This window comes from Streptomyces sp. NPDC048636 (genome assembly GCF_040650655.1).
GTDB lineage: Bacteria > Actinomycetota > Actinomycetes > Streptomycetales > Streptomycetaceae > Streptomyces.
This window is the reverse complement of record NZ_JBEZHR010000024.1, coordinates 63,457-79,599: the sequence shown is the minus strand read 5'-3', so window position 1 is coordinate 79,599 and position 16,143 is coordinate 63,457. Positions and strand designations below refer to the sequence as shown.

The 16,143-nt window shown below is 69.6% G+C and carries 15 protein-coding genes; 13 read left to right on the top strand and 2 right to left on the bottom strand.

Translation table 11 applies throughout. The annotated features are described in order from the left end of the window. Positions 1-541: 541 nt before the first annotated feature. The 5 genes from AB0C66_RS35500 (at position 542) to AB0C66_RS35480 (ending at position 5,252) form a co-directional block, all read left to right on the top strand. The gene (locus AB0C66_RS35500) at positions 542-859 is read left to right on the top strand and encodes a hypothetical protein (RefSeq protein ID WP_362448591.1); all 318 of its coding nucleotides are present in this window, start codon (positions 542-544) and stop codon (positions 857-859) included. A gap of 88 nt (positions 860-947) precedes the next feature. Then, positions 948-1,271: a hypothetical protein gene (locus tag AB0C66_RS35495; RefSeq protein ID WP_362448588.1), complete on the top strand. Its 324-nt coding sequence runs from the start codon at positions 948-950 to the stop codon at positions 1,269-1,271. 203 nt (positions 1,272-1,474) lie between these two features. Continuing rightward, positions 1,475-2,077 (top strand): DUF6248 family natural product biosynthesis protein, encoded by a 603-nt coding sequence (locus tag AB0C66_RS35490; RefSeq protein ID WP_362448585.1) that lies wholly within the window; start codon positions 1,475-1,477, stop codon positions 2,075-2,077. Between the two features lie 162 nt (positions 2,078-2,239). Then, entirely contained in the window at positions 2,240-2,869 is a 630-nt protein-coding gene (locus AB0C66_RS35485; protein ID WP_362448582.1) for a hypothetical protein, read from the top strand. A gap of 730 nt (positions 2,870-3,599) precedes the next feature. Then, on the top strand, positions 3,600-5,252 hold the full coding sequence (locus tag AB0C66_RS35480; RefSeq protein WP_362448579.1) for a hypothetical protein: 1,653 nt from the start codon (positions 3,600-3,602) through the stop codon (positions 5,250-5,252). Between the two features lie 742 nt (positions 5,253-5,994). On the opposite strand, the gene AB0C66_RS35475 is transcribed toward AB0C66_RS35480, so the two are convergent. Further along, complete coding sequence (locus AB0C66_RS35475) at positions 5,995-6,384, bottom strand: hypothetical protein (RefSeq protein ID WP_362448576.1); 390 nt, start codon at positions 6,382-6,384, stop codon at positions 5,995-5,997. A 242-nt stretch (positions 6,385-6,626) separates the two neighbouring features. On the opposite strand from AB0C66_RS35475, the gene mobC reads away from it, so the two are divergent. Genes mobC through AB0C66_RS35460 form a run of 3 tightly spaced genes read left to right on the top strand, consistent with a single transcriptional unit; the run spans position 6,627 to position 9,999 of the window. After that, complete coding sequence (gene mobC / locus AB0C66_RS35470) at positions 6,627-7,070, top strand: plasmid mobilization relaxosome protein MobC (protein ID WP_362448573.1); 444 nt, start codon at positions 6,627-6,629, stop codon at positions 7,068-7,070. Beyond that, complete coding sequence (locus tag AB0C66_RS35465) at positions 7,067-8,839, top strand: mobilization protein (protein ID WP_362448570.1); 1,773 nt, start codon at positions 7,067-7,069, stop codon at positions 8,837-8,839. The genes mobC and AB0C66_RS35465 overlap by 4 nt, the downstream gene beginning before the upstream one ends. 17 nt (positions 8,840-8,856) lie before the next feature. After that, complete coding sequence (locus AB0C66_RS35460; protein ID WP_362448567.1) at positions 8,857-9,999, top strand: hypothetical protein; 1,143 nt, start codon at positions 8,857-8,859, stop codon at positions 9,997-9,999. 474 nt (positions 10,000-10,473) lie between these two features. On the opposite strand, the gene AB0C66_RS35455 is transcribed toward AB0C66_RS35460, so the two are convergent. After that, positions 10,474-11,487 carry a bifunctional lytic transglycosylase/C40 family peptidase gene (locus AB0C66_RS35455; protein WP_362448564.1) on the bottom strand — a complete coding sequence of 338 codons (1,014 nt, stop codon included), beginning with the start codon at positions 11,485-11,487 and terminating at the stop codon, positions 10,474-10,476. Between the two features lie 251 nt (positions 11,488-11,738). Here AB0C66_RS35455 and AB0C66_RS35450 point away from each other — a divergent pair, with 251 nt between their 5' ends. The 5 genes from AB0C66_RS35450 to AB0C66_RS35430 are packed head-to-tail and all read left to right on the top strand — an operon-like array spanning position 11,739 to position 16,143. After that, entirely contained in the window at positions 11,739-12,104 is a 366-nt protein-coding gene (locus AB0C66_RS35450) for a hypothetical protein (protein ID WP_362448562.1), read from the top strand. Between the two features lie 2 nt (positions 12,105-12,106). Next, on the top strand, positions 12,107-12,409 hold the full coding sequence (locus tag AB0C66_RS35445) for a hypothetical protein (protein ID WP_362448559.1): 303 nt from the start codon (positions 12,107-12,109) through the stop codon (positions 12,407-12,409). 16 nt (positions 12,410-12,425) lie between these two features. Further along, entirely contained in the window at positions 12,426-13,208 is a 783-nt protein-coding gene (locus tag AB0C66_RS35440; RefSeq protein ID WP_362448556.1) for a hypothetical protein, read from the top strand. Further along, a complete protein-coding gene (locus AB0C66_RS35435) occupies positions 13,205-14,695 on the top strand; it encodes a hypothetical protein (RefSeq protein WP_362448554.1) in 1,491 nt (496 codons plus the stop codon). The genes AB0C66_RS35440 and AB0C66_RS35435 overlap by 4 nt, the downstream gene beginning before the upstream one ends. Beyond that, positions 14,692-16,143 carry an SCO6880 family protein gene (locus tag AB0C66_RS35430; protein ID WP_362448551.1) on the top strand — a complete coding sequence of 484 codons (1,452 nt, stop codon included), beginning with the start codon at positions 14,692-14,694 and terminating at the stop codon, positions 16,141-16,143. Before AB0C66_RS35435 ends, AB0C66_RS35430 begins: the two co-directional genes overlap by 4 nt.

The window sequence follows — 16,143 nt, the reverse complement described above, 5'->3', positions numbered from 1 at the left end:
GTAAGCCTCCGTGGCCTGGAGCGTGGGCGGCTGCGGGTGCTTCGGGCTGGAAAAGGCGGCTGGCGGGGAGAGGGGGGTGGGTGGCCGGGCGTCTGTCGGCCGTCTGGGGGTGTGGAGTTGGGGTGGGCGCCGTACCCCTGCCGTCACGGATGCGGACGCGTGAGGCGACCGTACCGCCCGTCTGTGGCTGAGGGGGGGGCATCTGCTGCCGCGTAGTGGCTGGGTCCGTCGTGGTCGCTCCGCGTCGGTAGCGGCATCACCGTGGCTGAGCAGCGTGTCGTCAGGCACCGTCCCGGCCCGGCCGTGGGCAGCCACCGCCCACCCGTCATAGGAGGCCACCAGCCAACCCCCGAAGAGCACGAGCGCGGCCGGTCGAGACTGCCTGAAATTCCCTCAAAGAAGCCTCTGACCTGCGGTTTTGTGGTGTGTCGGGAGTTGACCCACACCCAAAAACTTGAGAGTATTAGTTACGTCGGAAGGGGGCGGGAATCCCCACCCGGCACCGGGCCCACACCGAACCACCTCAACCGAAGGAATTGCCGTGATCAACTTCGACAATCTCGACCGCCTCGCCCTGGACGGCACCGTCGTGCTGCGACCTGTCTTCGACCCCCGGCTGCGCACCTTCTCCATCCAGCTCTGGAAGAACGGTGAGCCCGGCGGCATCCATGGCCTGATCGAAACTTTCCGGTACGCCGACGAGCCGCTTGAGACGATCGACGCCTTTCTTGCCGACCACGGCGTGCGCGCCGTCACCGACGAGGAGGCCGCGCTTCTCTACGCCGGTCTCGTCCAGGCCAAAGGCGGCCCGGACTGGGCGCTCCTGCTGATCTCCATCGGCGCCGACGAGCAGGCCTGACCAGTCATCACCCCGTGAGCGGGCGGGGGCGGGAATCCCCGGCCGACACACACCGATGAACCTCAACTGGAGGCAGTGAATGAACCACATGAGCAGCGCCGCCAGCGTCTTTGGCCGCATCACCCTGCCCGACGCGGACGCCGAACTGCGCCCCGGGTGTGAAGCGAACGCGGGCACCTTCACGGTCCAACTCTGGATGGACGGAGAGCTCCTGGACACCCTCGGTGCCGACGAGTCCTACAGCGACGCCCAGGACGTCATCGACGCGGTCGACGGCTTCCTCGACCAGTACGACGTGCGGTGGCTGATCCGGTCGGAGGCCGCGCTGCTGTACGCCGGGCTCCTCGAGGCCAAGGGCGGCGAGGACTTCACGGACTTCCTGCTCGAAGCCTTTGTCGGCCCGCTCGGCTGACCGGCGCCTGTACAGACCGGCGGGCGGACGGGGCGGGAATCCCGTCCGCCCGCCGGGCCCCACACCGAACAACCTCATCAGGAGCATGTGCATGAGCACCATCACGACCGCCCTGCCGTACCGCGTCGGAGAGCCGGACGTCGAATGTCGTTACCCCGTGATCATCGGTGAAGACCGAGTCATCGGGCAGGCCTACCGCTGGCATGAACGAGACCGCGAGCGCCGCCGCCCGCCCTGTCATCCGCCGCCCGCAGCGCACGCTCACGCCGGAGGAGCGCGAGATCGTACGGGGCACCTCCGCCCTCAACCTCCAAGGCGCCCTGATCATGGGCATCGTGGACCCGGTGCCCAACCCGTCGCCGATGAGCGAGGACGAGGGCGCCTGGGTGCGCGAGCAGGTCTGGCCCGAGTACTTCACGATGATCGACCGGAAGTATCCGTTCGGCTTCAACCGGTGGGCCAACTGCGAGCGGGGCACCTGCTGGAACTGCCGTTCCGGCCGCTGCGATCTGTGCGTTCACCGGCAGGAGGGTGGCCCGCACGTGGACGACAACACCGACTGGGTGCGTGACACCCGGGGGCGGGGCGTCGCGAAGCTCATCCTCCGAGCCGACGATGCGCCCTGCCTGTGGTGGTGCCGGTGCCCCTGCCTCAAGGATGGTCCGATCCCCGCCGGGCCCGCGGCGTCCGTGGAGGCCGAAGCTGGGCCGGTAGAGCCGGGCCCCGACCGCTGTTCGGACGAGGTCAGCACTGCCCGTGGAAGCCGACGCGTCGGACCGGACGAGGCGCAGTACACCCTGTTCTGAGGAGGCCGGAGTCGCCCGGAGCCAGAAGTCGAGCGGCCCGGCGGGGCGCAAAAGCGTGGGAATCCCGCCGGGCCGTGCGGTCCGGCCACCGAGGGCCCTCAACGGCCCATAACCGAACCAGTCACCATCGTATCCACGACCGACACCACCAGGAGCACCCCCGTGAAGACCGTCGACGGCCGTCAGTGGGCGAACCGCGAGGACCTGATCAAGCACAGCGGCTACAGCCGGGCCACGCTCGGCGCGCTGTGGCGCGACCGCAAGTCCAACGGCCACCCTGCGTGCCACGAGATCGACGGCGTCATGCACTGGGACCTGGACGTGTGGAGCGTGTGGTTCGAGGAGCACTGCCAGCGGCCCCGCGACCTCTCCGGGGTGGACCGCAGCGGCGACCCGGACGAGGAACTCCCGCCAGCGGGGCAGGCTCGCGTGCTCGGCGTCAACCCCAGCCGGATCACCCAGTACGCCAAGAACCCGCCGCCCGGCTGGCCGGACCCGGTCCGCGTCGAGGAACTGCCGACGCGCACCCGCGAGTACCGCACCCGGGCCCAGCTCTGGGCGTTCGCCGACAACCCCGCCGGGGGGCTCGGCACCGTCGGCGGCCGCCCGTCCGGCCCCGACCCCAAGGCCCAGACGCCAGACCCCCGTGTGCGGCAGGCCGCCGCGGCGCTGGCAGCCGAGCCTGACCGGAAGCCCGGCGAAGTGGCTGCCGACCTCGCCGCGCACTACGGCGGATCCGCCCACACCTGGAAGCGCATCGTGACCCAGGCCCGCAAGCAGGACCAGCAGTAGACGACCCCCGGCCAATGATGGCCAGCGCGACCCGGACCGGCGCCCTGACCATCTGCGTTCCACCGACCGCCCCATCTTCACCTCTTAAGAGGTGAATTGATGGTGAGAGGGAGCGGGCGCTGCGCGGGTTCAGGCGGCGGGCAACCGCGGCCGAGTGGTGTCGCACGCGCCTAGGGTCTGTAAGCCTCCGTGGCCTGGAGCGTGGGCGGCTGCGGGTGCTTCGGGCTGGAAAAGGCGGCTGGCGGGGAGAGGGGGGTGGGTGGCCGGGCGTCTGTCGGCCGTCTGGGGGTGTGGAGTTGGGGTGGGCGCCGTACCCCTGCCGTCACGGATGCGGACGCGTGAGGCGACCGTACCGCCCGTCTGTGGCTGAGGGGGGGGGCATCTGCTGCCGCGTAGTGGCTGGGTCCGTCGTGGTCGCTCCGCGTCGGTAGCGGCATCACCGTGGCTGAGCAGCGTGTCGTCAGGCACCGTCCCGGCCCGGCCGTGGGCAGCCACCGCCCACCCGTCATAGGAGGCCACCAGCCAACCCCCGAAGAGCACGAGCGCGGCCGGTCGAGACTGCCTGAAATTCCCTCAAAGAAGCCTCTGACCTGCGGTTTTGTGGTGTGTCGGGAGTTGACCCACACCCAAAAACTTGAGAGTATTAGTTACGTCGGAAGGGGGCGGGAATCCCCACCCGGCACCGGGCCCCGGGCCCACACCGAACCACCTCAACGATCAAGGGCCGGTCATGGAAGACACCCATGCACGAAACGACGTCTCCGGCGTGGCGACGGACGAGGGCGGCCGCCCGTACGCGAACGGCTTCCGGCCAGCGGTGCTGGAGTGGGACGGCTGGACGTGCGCCCACTGCATCGTCTGCGGCACCGGCACGGAGTGCGCAGACTGCCAGGCCTGCACCGACTTCGCCTTCCCCTACCCGCCGCACTGGGCCCGGCCGTGGGCCGAGGGCGACCCGGAGCGCGGCATCGAGGCCTTCGGCGGCCCGGGCGGCATGTCCGCCGGGCGGGCGCTGGTGGACGACGGCGGCGACTGGGTTCTGATCGAGTGCAACCGCGACGCCGCGGCGACCGCCCGGGCGGCCGGACACTGGGTGGTCGAGGCGGACATCCGCACGCTCGACCCACGTCACCCCGTCCTGCGGGGCGTGCGCCGCTTCCACGGCTCCCCGCCCTGCCAGACCCTCTCCGGCGCGGGCAAGCGCGCCGGGTGGAACGCCGCCGAGATCTCCGAACTCCAGTCGATCATGTGGCAGGCGAGCGAGGCCTTCGGCTTCCTCGAGGTGGACGACCTGTGCAGCCTCTACGGTGGCCCGCACCACTACTTCGGCGACGTCATCGACGGCATGGAGGATCACCCCGACGCCGACGGCTGGGGCAAATCGTGCGGCGGCGGTCACCTGCCCCCCTGCATGACTCCCGCGGACTTCCGGACATGGGCGGCGAGCGTGGTCTCCGACGACCGCACAGCGCTCATGGCCGAGATGCTGATCTGGCCGATGTGCCTGGTCCAGATCGGCGCCCCGCTGGTGTCCATCACCATGGAACAGAGCGCGAACCTGCTCAAGCAGAGCCCGGCCCTGGCCGAAGCCATCCAGTCCGAGATCACCAGCGTGGAGGGCCTCGACTGGGTCTGGTGCTCGTGGCAGGTTGCGGACGCCGCCGACTTCGGCGCGGCTACCCACCGCGAACGCGCGTGGATGGTCGCCACCCGCTACGAGGAGCCCCGCTACGCCGATCACGTGGACGGCGACAAGGCGGCCCGCGCGATGTGGGCGCATGTCCTCAAGCGCACCGGGCGACTGCCGGACTGGGCACCGGAACTCGACCGCCGGATCGATCCCTACCAGGGCCGCCCCGCCCTGCCGAAGGTGACCGTCGCAACCGCGCTCAACCTCCCGGCTGACTGGTGGGCCGACACCCGTGGCAAGCGCGGAATCAACCCGGAGACGGGCAAGCCCAAGGGTGGCGGATCGTTCCCTCTCAACGATGTCGGTCCGTGCGTCACCGCCCCCTGGTACGGCATCAAGTTCCGCCCCGCCCAAGTCCCCCAGGGCGAGGGCACCAACACGGTCAACGCCCCCGAACTCGGCGCCCTGGTCGGCTTCCGCCGCGACTACCCGTGGACCTACATTCCGACCCGCGCGGGCGCCCGCGGCGTGCGAAACATCGCGCAGATGATCGCCGACCCGGTGAGCCCCTTCATGGGCGCCGCAGTCTCTGCCGCCGTCCAGGGAGAGGACTGGTACGAGCCGACGGCCACCTACCAGGCCACGCTCTACCGACTGGACGAGCAGGCCGCCGCCACCAGCCCGGCGGCACTGCTCGTCCCGCGTGCCGAGGGCCGGGTGACCAAACAACTGGAGCTGTTCCCCGCAGCCTGACCCACCCCACGATGAAGCCCCGGCGGGTGCCGGGACTCCGCTACCGTGCCGTCATGAGCGGGCCGTTCGCCCAGGGCGAGGACCATCCGGCATGTGGCATCTGCCCGTCGAAGCGCCTGCCGCGCGAGGCGTTCGTGGTGTACTCGCGCCCCTCGTGGGAGTGCCCGTTCGACCCGGCCGATGGCTTCCGCTACACCCTGGACGACCAGACACCGGCATGCGTGCACCCGCACAAGGTCGGGCTGGAGCCGGACCGGATCGCCCCGCCGCCCAGGACGGAGCCGGAAGCCGAGCCGGAGGCTACGCCGCGGCGTAGTCGATGGCGCTTGTCATTCCGCGGTCAGCGATGCCGATGGAGGCGTACCGGGCGTCGAGGACCTGGCGGCGCCGCTCGGCCTCGGCGGCCGGGATCCAGTACCGCTCGTCGACCGGACCGAACGCCGCTTCGTACGCCTGGTGCGTGAGATCGCCGCTGTCCCACGGGGAGTGTCATTGGCGTGCTCGTTGACCGTGGAATGCACGAACAGGTGCCCGGTGCGCTGCTGTCCACGGGACAGGGCGGTGATCTGGGCGCACAGCCCGTGACAGGTGACGTCGACCGGCACGGGCACGGGCAGCTCGGCGAGCAGCTCGTCGCCGGTGAGCTCGTAGACGGCCGTCTTGAGCGCCGGCCGGGGAGGGAAGCGTGCACAACGAGAAGGGGCCCCGCACAGTGGGGCCCCTTCTCTGCCTTCAACGTCGGTCAGCCGGAGGTGCTTCCGGCACCGGCGGCCGCGGACTCACCGGCGCCATCCTGTCCGGGGATCGAAGCCGCTGGCGGCGTCTGCGAGGACTCCGCTGCGGAAGTGCCCGATGCCCTGCTCGGCGTCTCCTTCTTCGACGTCCGCCGACTGCGCGGCCGCCCCTTCGGGCGCCTCGCCGGTTCCTCGGCGCCGATGCCCGTCAGTTCCTCCGCGGTCCAGCCCGCCGCCTCCGCCGCGACGAACGCCTCGGCGTACGGCGCGTCCGTCTCCGCCAACTGCCGCTGGAGGTCCTCGCGCTTCGCCAGGATCTCCGCCAGCGGCTGGAAGGCCTCCTCGCGGGCCAACTGGACTTCCTTCATTCGCTGCATGATGTCGTGTGCGCTCGCCATGCCGTGATCGTACTGGTACGACCCGGACGGCGGCTTGCGGAGAGGGGGCATCATCGCAGGCCCTGGGGGTTTTTGACGGGTGGCCACGTGCACCGTGTGCGCTTCCGGTGGCCTCAGTCACCGGAAGCGAGTTAGTGCAAACTGGGCCCAGTTTGTGTGATCCCCGGCTTTCGGCCCACTACTGTGGGCGGCCGGTGATCTTTGGTCCGAGCACGGACCGGGGGATCGGGAAGGGGGCTGGTGTGGCGGAGCCACCAGCAGCGGACGGCTGGCGCCGCGCCTCTGATCGCAGCGCGCGCTACCGCGAACGCGAGCCCGACGAACGTCGCGACAACCGCCTCAAGGTCTCCTACACCGACACCGAGCTGACGATCGTCCGCGAGGCCGCCGCACGCGACAATCAGGCTCTTGCCGCATGGGTCGGCGACGCCGCGCTGAAGGTGGCCAAGGAGAAAGTCGTTCCTGTCTCGGTCGACGCCCGCGACCTGGTCGCCGAACTCATCCAGTCCCGTAATCAGGCCTCACGTATCGGCAACAACGTGAACCAGATCGCGAAGGCCCTGAACTCAGACGGCACTGTGACAGGCAACCAGATCGCGGCCACTCTTGACGCGATCCTCAAGGCGATGCAGCGCATGGACGAAGCCACCCGCCAGGTGATGCGCGAACGGCGGCCGCGCTCGTGATGCCGAAGAAGGCCCGAGACGGCACCGATACCAAAGGCCTGCTTGACTATCTGTACGGACCAGGCAAGAGAGACGAGCACACCAACCCGCACATGGTGGCTTCCTGGGACGACCCCTTTGTCGAGGACCCGGCGCGCTCACCGGACATGACGATCGCCGACCTGGCGCTCGTCCTGGACGCCCCGGTGTACGCCCTGCTCGGCAAGCGACCGGCCGAGCACGTGTACCACGTCGCGGTGCGCAACGCGCCCGAGGACCGGCTCCTGTCGGACGAGGAATGGGCGCGGGTTGCGCGCCAGATGATGCACGCCTCCGGCATCGCCAAGGAGGGCGACGACCAGGCCTGTCGATGGGTCGCGATCCGGCACGCGGATGACCACATCCACATCGTCGCGACGAAGGCGAGACAGGACGGTCGGAAACCCCGGTTGCGGCAGGACATCCCGAAGATGCACGCGGCCGCGAGGGATTTCGAGGTCGAGTTCGGGCTGCGCCGGTTGAAGCATGGCGACAAGACCGCGCGGAAGTGGCCGAAGACCGGAGAGCAGGAGAAGGCGGTCCGGCGCGGGCTGTCCGAGCCGGTTCGGGAGACGCTCCAGCGGACGGTCCGCCAGGCCGCGGCCGCCGCCGTGAACGAGGACGACTTCTTCGCCCGGCTCACCACGGTCGGGGTCCGCGTGAACAAGAGGGTGGCACCGGACGGGAACATCACCGGATACTCCGTCGCCATGCCCGGTGACCGTGACGGAGGACAGCGCGCGGTGTTCTTCCCTGGCGCCCGACTCGCTTCCGATCTATCCCTGCCGCGCGTGCGGGAACGCTGGACGACAGCGGTCATGGTGCCGACGGTTGCACCGGCGGAGATGTGGCAGGAGGCGGAGCGGCGCGTGCGCGCGGCCGCCGACCAGCTCGGCGCGGGAGGGCTGCACCAGGGCGCCGGGGACGTGGCCGCGCTCGGGGACTTGATCGTGACTGCTGCCGTCGTCTCCCCGTACCTAGTGCGCAGCCAGATGCGGAGGGCCGCGTACGAGTACGAGCGGGCGTCCCGGGCTCCGGCCGCCCGTCAGATGGAGGGTCAGGCCCGGCAGTTGTACCGGGAGTCGAACCAGGTCCTCGCCCGCTCTGTGTCGTCGGTCGGCCGCAACGACGCGGTTGCCGCCCTCGGTCTTCTGCTGGCCCTGGTGACTGCCGTGGAGGCATCCCGGCGCTGGCATCAGGCGCAGGAGCATCGCGCCCAGGCGGAGGCCGCCGGACGGGCTGGACGACTGCTGCACGAAGCAGTTGAGGTGACCGTCGGCGTCCACGCAGCGCGCGAGTACAAGTCCCGAGCCGAGCGCGCCGCGACCCGATCGGGGACCGGGCGGCGCGTGGCCACGGCGCCGGGCGCCCGGCCGATGGTCGGCACCGTCCAGGACGCCATCCCCGAGCACGCCCGGGAGATCCTGGCCGATCCGGCGTGGCCCGCCCTGAGAGCCCGGCTAGTCGAGGTCGAGAAGGCGGGCGACGATCCGGGTGACGTCCTGGCAGCAGTCGCGGCCCGCAGGGAATTGAACTCAGCGGACTCGGTTGCCGAGGTGCTTGTATGGCGCCTGGACGGATGGCAGCGGCAGCGCAGCTCGGCGGCCGCCGCCTCCGGCAGCGGCACGACTGCCGCGCCCGCTGGCAGCACCGGGCGAAGCGCCCCGGTTCGTATGCAGGGGGCGCCGTCGCAGACACGGCGGCCGCCCGGCGAGGAGCAGCAGCGCAAGGGCCCGAAGCGGGGCCGCTGACGAGGGGAGAGCGCGAGATGACATCACCGACACCAGGGGAGCGCGCGGGGGAGGCATTCGCGGAGTCCGCCGCCGAGGCGGTGCAGACCGCGGTCATGGCGGCGCGTTTGGTCATGGCCATTGCGGACGCCGCGCGACGCCACCAGGAGCGCAAGCAGAAGGGGAAGGAGGACGACCTTCCCGCCGCGGCGGAGGCGGTGAACGAGGTCGGCAAGGACGTACAGCGACTGCTGCCTTCCGACGTCTCCGCGGCGCTGATGGAGGAGGCGGACTGGCCGCAGCTCGCGCAGCAGCTGCTCGCCCTGCGCAAGGCGGGCGTCGACCTGGATCAGGTCCTGCCGCGCGTCGGCGAGATCGCGGTGAACGTGCGCGACCAGGTCGCGGCGAAGGCGTCGGAGACCACCGACCAGTGGGTCCGGGCGGTGCGCGAGACACTGCCGGCGGGGCCGGTACGTGAAGCGATCCTGACCTCTCCGGCCTGGCCGGAGATGGCCGCGACGATGGCCCGGCTGGAGGAGAAGGGAGTCAACGTGCGCGAGGTCCTGGCGGCCGCGCACAACGAGGTGCTGGCCGTCGACCAAACGGTGGCGCAGGGCCTCGGGGCAGCTGCGGAACCGGCGATGAGCCGGGATGCCCGGCTGTCGTACGGGCCGTTGACGATCGGGCTGGACCTGCCGCTCGATCTCGACCTGTCCGACCGTGAGCGAGCGCTCACGCACCAGCTGGCCATCTCCCCGCAGGAGAACAATCGGTACACCCGATGGGTGCGCGAGGCGATGCCCGGACATGAGCGGGAGGCGGATCTGATGGTGGCCTCCCGTGAGTGGCCTTTGGTGGCAGCCCGGATGGCGCAGATGGAGAGGGAGCGTCAGCCGGTGCGCGAGCACCTGGCCCGTCTGGCCAAGGACGCATCCTGGCGGGAGGGGCCCCCGGCCCAGGTCGGGAAGCGGCTGGTGCGGGCCGCCGGTGACGCCCTGCACCGTCCGGTTGGGGACGCGGCGACGGAGTCGCGGGTGAAGGTGAGCACCGCGGCGGCGAGGGCGACGTCGCCGAGCGTGGGCCCTACTAAGGCGGCCGCGAAGGGTGGGGCACCGGCCACGCCGGGGGTGGCTGCACACCGTGAGGCCGGGCCTGCTGCGAAGAGCGGCAAGACCCGGTAGAGCCGACGCACGCGTGTGCCGCAGACCGGACGCCGCGGTCTGTGGCACACGTCGTTGTGGGGTCGGTGTAGGTTCTCGAACTTGTTGTCCGGCCAACAATCTCTGACCTGGACTTTTGCGTTCGGTTCTCATCGAGTTGTCCATCGATTCTTCTCATGAAGTTGTCCGGTTCTTCGGGCGGCGTGATCGGTGGTGCTGGAGTTCGTGTGTTGCGGCGCGGAGTCCGTCGGCTGTGAGGGTGTAGTAGGTGCGGCGTCGTCCGGGGCCGCGGCCGACGGGCGCGCGGCCGAGCCAGGAGTCTTCGCTTTCTGGTCGGCTGGTGAGCCAGCCGCGGTCATCCAGTGCCACGACGCGAAGCGCGGGTACAGGACTCGACACCACCCACAGGAGTGGCTTCTCATCGTTCTGTCCAAACGGACAAGCGACGGACAGAACGATGAGAAATGGCCAACTCAAATGCGGCCCTACAGTCGGTCAGGGGCGGGTGGCGCCGTGGTAGTCCGCGGCTGGCATGGCGGTGGAGAGGTTGGTGAGCTCGACGTCGCGGCCGGTGCGCGGGGCCTGGACGATTTTGCCGTGACCGGCGTAGAGGGCGACGTGGTAGATGGAGCCGCTGCGGTTGCTCCAGAAGACGAGGTCGCCGGGCTGGAGGTCCTTCTTGGCGACGGGGTGGTCGGCGGTGGCGCCGAACTGGGCGTCCGCGGTGCGGGGCAGTTTGACCTTTGGCCAGTAGGAGTACTGGGCGAGGCTGGAGCAGTCGAAGCCGACGGTGTGGGAGGCCGAGCACTTCCCGTTCAGGTAGCCGTTGGTGCCGTCGCAGAAGCCCGTGGTGGGGCCGCTGGGGCTGCCGCCGCCCCAGGAGTAGGGGGTTCCGATGCGGCCGCTGGCTTTGCGGAGTGCGTCGGCGCCGACGCCGCTGCCGCTGACCTCCAGGTCCGGGCTGGCCTGGAACTTCTTCATGGAGCTGAGGATTACGCGGACGTAGTCCTGAGTCTCGGTGTAAGGCGGGACGCCCTTGTACTTTTCGACGGCGCCCCAGCCGGCGTTGTACCCGGCCAGGGCGAGGCGGCGGATGTCGCCGGTGATGCCTGAGGACTTGGCTTGTCCGGTCAGGGAGCACATCATGCGGCCCTGGGCGATGACGGCGTCTCCGACGTCCCAGGGGGAGGAGGTGCCGTTGTGGTCGGAGTCGCGGCCCCAGGTGTCCCAGGTGCTGGGCATGAACTGGGCAGGGCCCTTGGCCCCGGCTGGACTTTCGGTGGAGCGTTTGGTGCTGAAGTGGGATTCCCGGTTGAGCTGGGCTGCTAGGAGCGCGGGGGATACCTCGGCGTGTTTGCACTCTTTGTCGGCCTTGAGTATCCAGGGGCGGAATTCTGCTGGTACTCCGGCCAGCCCTTTGCCGTCTCCTCCGCTGCCCGTGCCGGTGGAGTCGCTGTTCTCGTCTTCGATCAGGAGTACCAGCAGCCCGAAGAGGGCTGCTACGCCCATCGCCAGGATGAGCGCGCACCCCTTGAATATCTTCACCCGTTCCCCCCAGCCGAAATGCGGTTCAACCCCCGTGCTGGAATCACGTTAGTCTCAGTGACCCCATAGGCTTCATACTGCATTGGGGGGAGGGAGATTGACGATTGATTACGGATCCCGGAGTGTCAACGGGACCGGGCGGCGGGGGAGTTGGACTTAGGTACGCCTGCATTCCGGTAGTCGGACGTGGCATCACTATGGTGGTCGCCGCTCGGATGCTCGATTCTGACGGGTCTGGTGTCGCGCGGCTGTTGCATTCCACTGAGCCGGTGCCGTACGGAGCCCAGCCGGTGCTGCTCGTGGAGACCACGGTGTACGGCGCGGTGCAGGTGGAGCAGATGCTGAGGGCGTGGCACGCGGGTCTCCCGCGTCCGTGGCTAGTGCTGGTCCCGGATGCTCCGGTGAAGCCCGCGCCAGCAGCGCGGTATCGATTCCGGGCTCTTCAGGCGCGTGTCGCCGGAGTTGCCGAGCTCCCGTACCTGCCAATCCTGCGGACGGTCGAGGGTGCGGATGCCGCAATGGAGGACAAGGACGTGAAGGCCGCAGCCGCGAAGCTGTGCCGCCGATTGGGAGGGAAATGAGTATGGATCGCTTGGGGCTGTGGATCACGCTGGCGGATGACGATAAGAAACCGCTCATCCCGGGGGCCAAGCCGACACGGATCCCGGGGATGTCCGGGACCGTGTCGGAGCTTCTGGGATACGGCCTGTGGCTGCTGGCGCTCGCAGGCGCGTGCGGTGTCGGCTTCGGCGTCTACAAGCTCGCCGTCTCGGACAAGTCGCGGCACGGGGGTGGGAGTGAGCCTTTCAAATGGATGGGCGGCGGGATCGCCGCGCTTCTGCTGTCCGGTTCTCTGATCACCATCATCAACGGCATCGCGGGGTGATCGCGCGATGGCGCGGATGACCAGGAAGAACCGGATCATGGTGGTGGGCACCAGCGCGCTCGCCGCCTTCATGCTCGGGCTGACCGGCTACGTCGCCCTCACCGGGGATGAGGAGTCCGACGGGCCCAAGGAGAAGGGCAAGGAGGGTTCGGCCTCGGCTTCCCCGAAGCCGGGGCCGAGCTACCAGCCGCCGGACGACTGGAGCGAGCCCACGCGGTGGGCGTCGCTCCCGCGGGGCAAGAAGACGGACAGTCACGGGAACGACGTCGGCTTCCCTCACACGACAAACGGCGCGGTGGCGATGCTGGCGGCCTCCACGGCGATGGACGCCAAGGGCGGACGGACGGTCGTCGACGAGCAGGTGGGCATCTACGACTCCTACATGTCCAAGGAGGACCACACGGCCGCGAACAAGGCGAAGGTCCGGGCGGGTGCGAAGCAGCGGGATGCCCAGATGCGTCAGCAGGTGGGCATCTCCGGTCAGGGAGACCTTCCCGCAGGGGCGTATGTGCGGTCGAACGTCATCGGCTTCAAGGTGATCAAGAAGAGCGCCGACGAGGTCAGCGTCTACTTGCTGTCCCGCGTCACGATGAAGGGCAACGAGGTCGACAAGGAGAAGAGCAGCTACGCCCGGAGCGTGCTGGCCGGTCAGTGGGAGGACAAGGACTGGAAGGTGAGCACCGCTGCGACGGCGGCGGCCGCTCAGGAGGCCCAGACCGACTCTATGCCCGCCATTGCGGCACCTGGGGATGTGGCCTTCAACAAGGGCGGGTGGACCGCTATCCGGGAGGCATCGTGAAGCGGCGGCTGGCCGCGCTGCTGGCCGCCCTGGCCGCAATCCTGGCTCTGGTCTCAGCCCCGTCGGCGGCCGCCGACGACGATCCTGGTGCCATCGGCCTGGGAACCGCCTTCGCATGCAAGATGGCGACCGGGCCGGTCAGTGATCTCATCGACGCCTTCGGCGGTCCGGACCTGTGCTTGGAGCTCGGCAAGGTCACCGAGAAGAACGTCAAGAAGGCGTGGGACGCGGTCTGGGACTCCCTGCTGGGTGATGTCATCAACGCAGGCCGGGACGTCGCCAAATGGATCGTCAAAACGCTCTTGACCGTGGCCCTCATGGGGCCATCACTCGATCTAGCCGCCACCAAACTCTTCTCCAGACACGCGACATTGGCGGGGATGCTGGTCTGGCTCGGCTGGGTCATCGCCACGTTCGCCCTCATCTGGCAGCTGGGCAAGATGGCCGTGACCGGCCAACTCAAATACGCAGGTCAAGCCATGGTCGGATGGGTGCAGAACGCCTTGCTGACTGGTATCGGCCTGACCATCGTCGCGTTGCTGCTCAAGCTGGGGGATGCCTTCACCACGGGGATCGTCAACAAGACGTTCGCCGACGACGGGAAGGCGTACGAGCGGATCGTCTCGGTGATGCTCCCGAAGGGCATCTCCAACCCGATCATGGTGCTTGGCGTGGTCGCGGTGCTGCTGCTGGTCGGCCTGGTGCAGATGGTCCTGATCTTCCTGCGGCAGACGGCCATCCCCATTCAGTGCCTGCTGCTGCCCATCGCGGGCGCAGGCCGGGTGGGCGGGGATACCACTCGGCAGTGGGCCCCGCGACTGATCACGTCGATCCTCGTGGTGATCATCTACAAGCCGATGGTGGCCATCATCCTGTGCGCCGGTTTCGCTCAGTTCGGCCACGCGCACACACTGTCCGAGTGGCTGCGCGGCTTGGCGACCCTGGTGTTGTCGATCCTGGCTCCCGGTCCTCTCACCAAGCTCTTCGCCCCGCTGGGGGCCGAAGTGGGCGCCGGACTCTCCGCCGGCGGGGCCTTGGGCGCCGCCAGTAGCGTCGGGTCCTACCTCGGCGGGAAGGACGGCAGCGGCAAGGGCGGCGGCGGGACGGACGGCGGCGGTTCGCTGCCCAGCGCCGTGGACCGCGCCCAGCAGCTGTCCCAGAGCATGCCCAGCAGCTACCAAGGCGGCGCGGGCGAGAGCTCCGGCGGCGATGACTCGGCCGCGGCCCAGGCGTCAAGGAACGCGGCTCAGGTGCCCGGCCAGACCGGCGCTGCCGGTGGCGGTGGCGAATCCGGCACCGGGACCGGCACCGGGACCGGCACCGGGCAGGGGGCCGACGCGGGCGCGGACTCGGGAACGGCGCAGCAGACGGGTCAGGGCGGGGCGAGCGGTGCTGCGGCTGGGCTGTCCATTCAGGTCCTGGACGGAATCAACGACACGGCGCAGGGTGCGTCAGACCAGATGGGAAGCGGGGGTAGCGAGCGGTGACCGCTCACGAGGTGCCCGATGGCCTGCGGGTGGAGGGATTTCGCACCCGCAGGTCCTACGGGTTCGGCAACCTGTCCAAGGGGGCCACGATCATGGCGGCGTGTGTCCTCGCGGCGGACGGCCTGATCGCCATGGCTCAACCCGCTTCCCTGGTCGTCACCTTGCCGCTGACCCTCGCGGTGACGGGGCTGGCGGCCGCCCGGCGGCACGGCATGTCCGCGCTGGCGTACTACTGGGCCAAACTGTCCTGGAACCGGGCGGCCCGTGCTGACATCACCAGCTACCGCAAGCTGCTGCTGCCCCACCCCTACGCGCTGGACCTGCCCGGGGTCGGAGCCTCCTCCAGCCTGATCAAGGCGTATGACCCGACCACCGGGCGGACGGTGGGGGTGGTGCACGACCGGGTCACCGGCCACATGACCATCTCCACGCTGCTCGCTCCCGGCGGCAGCCTCATGGCCCCCACCAACGCCGTGCGCAGCAGCATCCGGACCTGGTCCTCGGTGCTGGACGCCATGAGCACCGATGAGCAGATCAAGGGTGCCAGCGTCACCATCCAGATCACCCCCGGCGCGGGCGAAGCCCTCGGCGACGATGTGAAGGCGCGCAAAAGCCCGGACGCGCCCGCTCTGGCGCAGGACATCATCGACGAGCTGGTGCGCACGACTCCCCACGCCACGGCGTCGGTCGCGCCCTGGATGAGCGTCACCGCCGATCCCAACGCGACCGCCAACCCGCCGCAGGAGCTGTCGGACAAGGTCGCCGAGGCCCTTCGGGTCGTGGACGGGCTCGACCTCAGCGGGACGGGCACCGACATCGTCCGGCGCGCGACCGATGTCGACATCCGCCGCCTGGTCCGCTCCGCCTACGACCCCGAGGCGTTCCACGCCCGCGAGGAGGAACTGGCCGAGCTGTCCTGGGGCGAGTGCGGTCCGGTGGCCGCCGATGACGGGTGGGAGGAGTACGCACACGACGGCGGCGTGAGCGTGTCGTGGGTGCTGCGGGAGATGCCGCGCCGCCCTATCCCCTACAGCGTGCTGCTTCCCCTGCTCAGCCCCGGCCGCTACCAGCGGAGGGTGACCCTGGCCTACCGCGTGCTGGATCCGCACGAGGGCGAAGCGGTCCTGGAACGCGAGATCAGCAACGCGCACCACCGCGCGGAGGCGACCGCCCAGGTCAAGGGGCGGGCGAAGTGGTCGCAGAAAGCAGACTTCACCCGGGCGGAGAAGGCTGCGGCTCAGGCCGCCTCCGGCTCGCAGGTGGTCGACTGGACGCTGATGGTGACCACCACCGCCCGCCGCACCCAGGACCTGCCCGAGGCCCGCCAGGAGATCGAGCGGGCCTTCAAGGCCACCCGCGGAATCCGGATGCGCTACGCCTACGGCGCGCAGGCCGCAGTGTTCGCGGCCGGGATCCCGGTGGGGTACAACCCGCTGGTGAAGGACTGA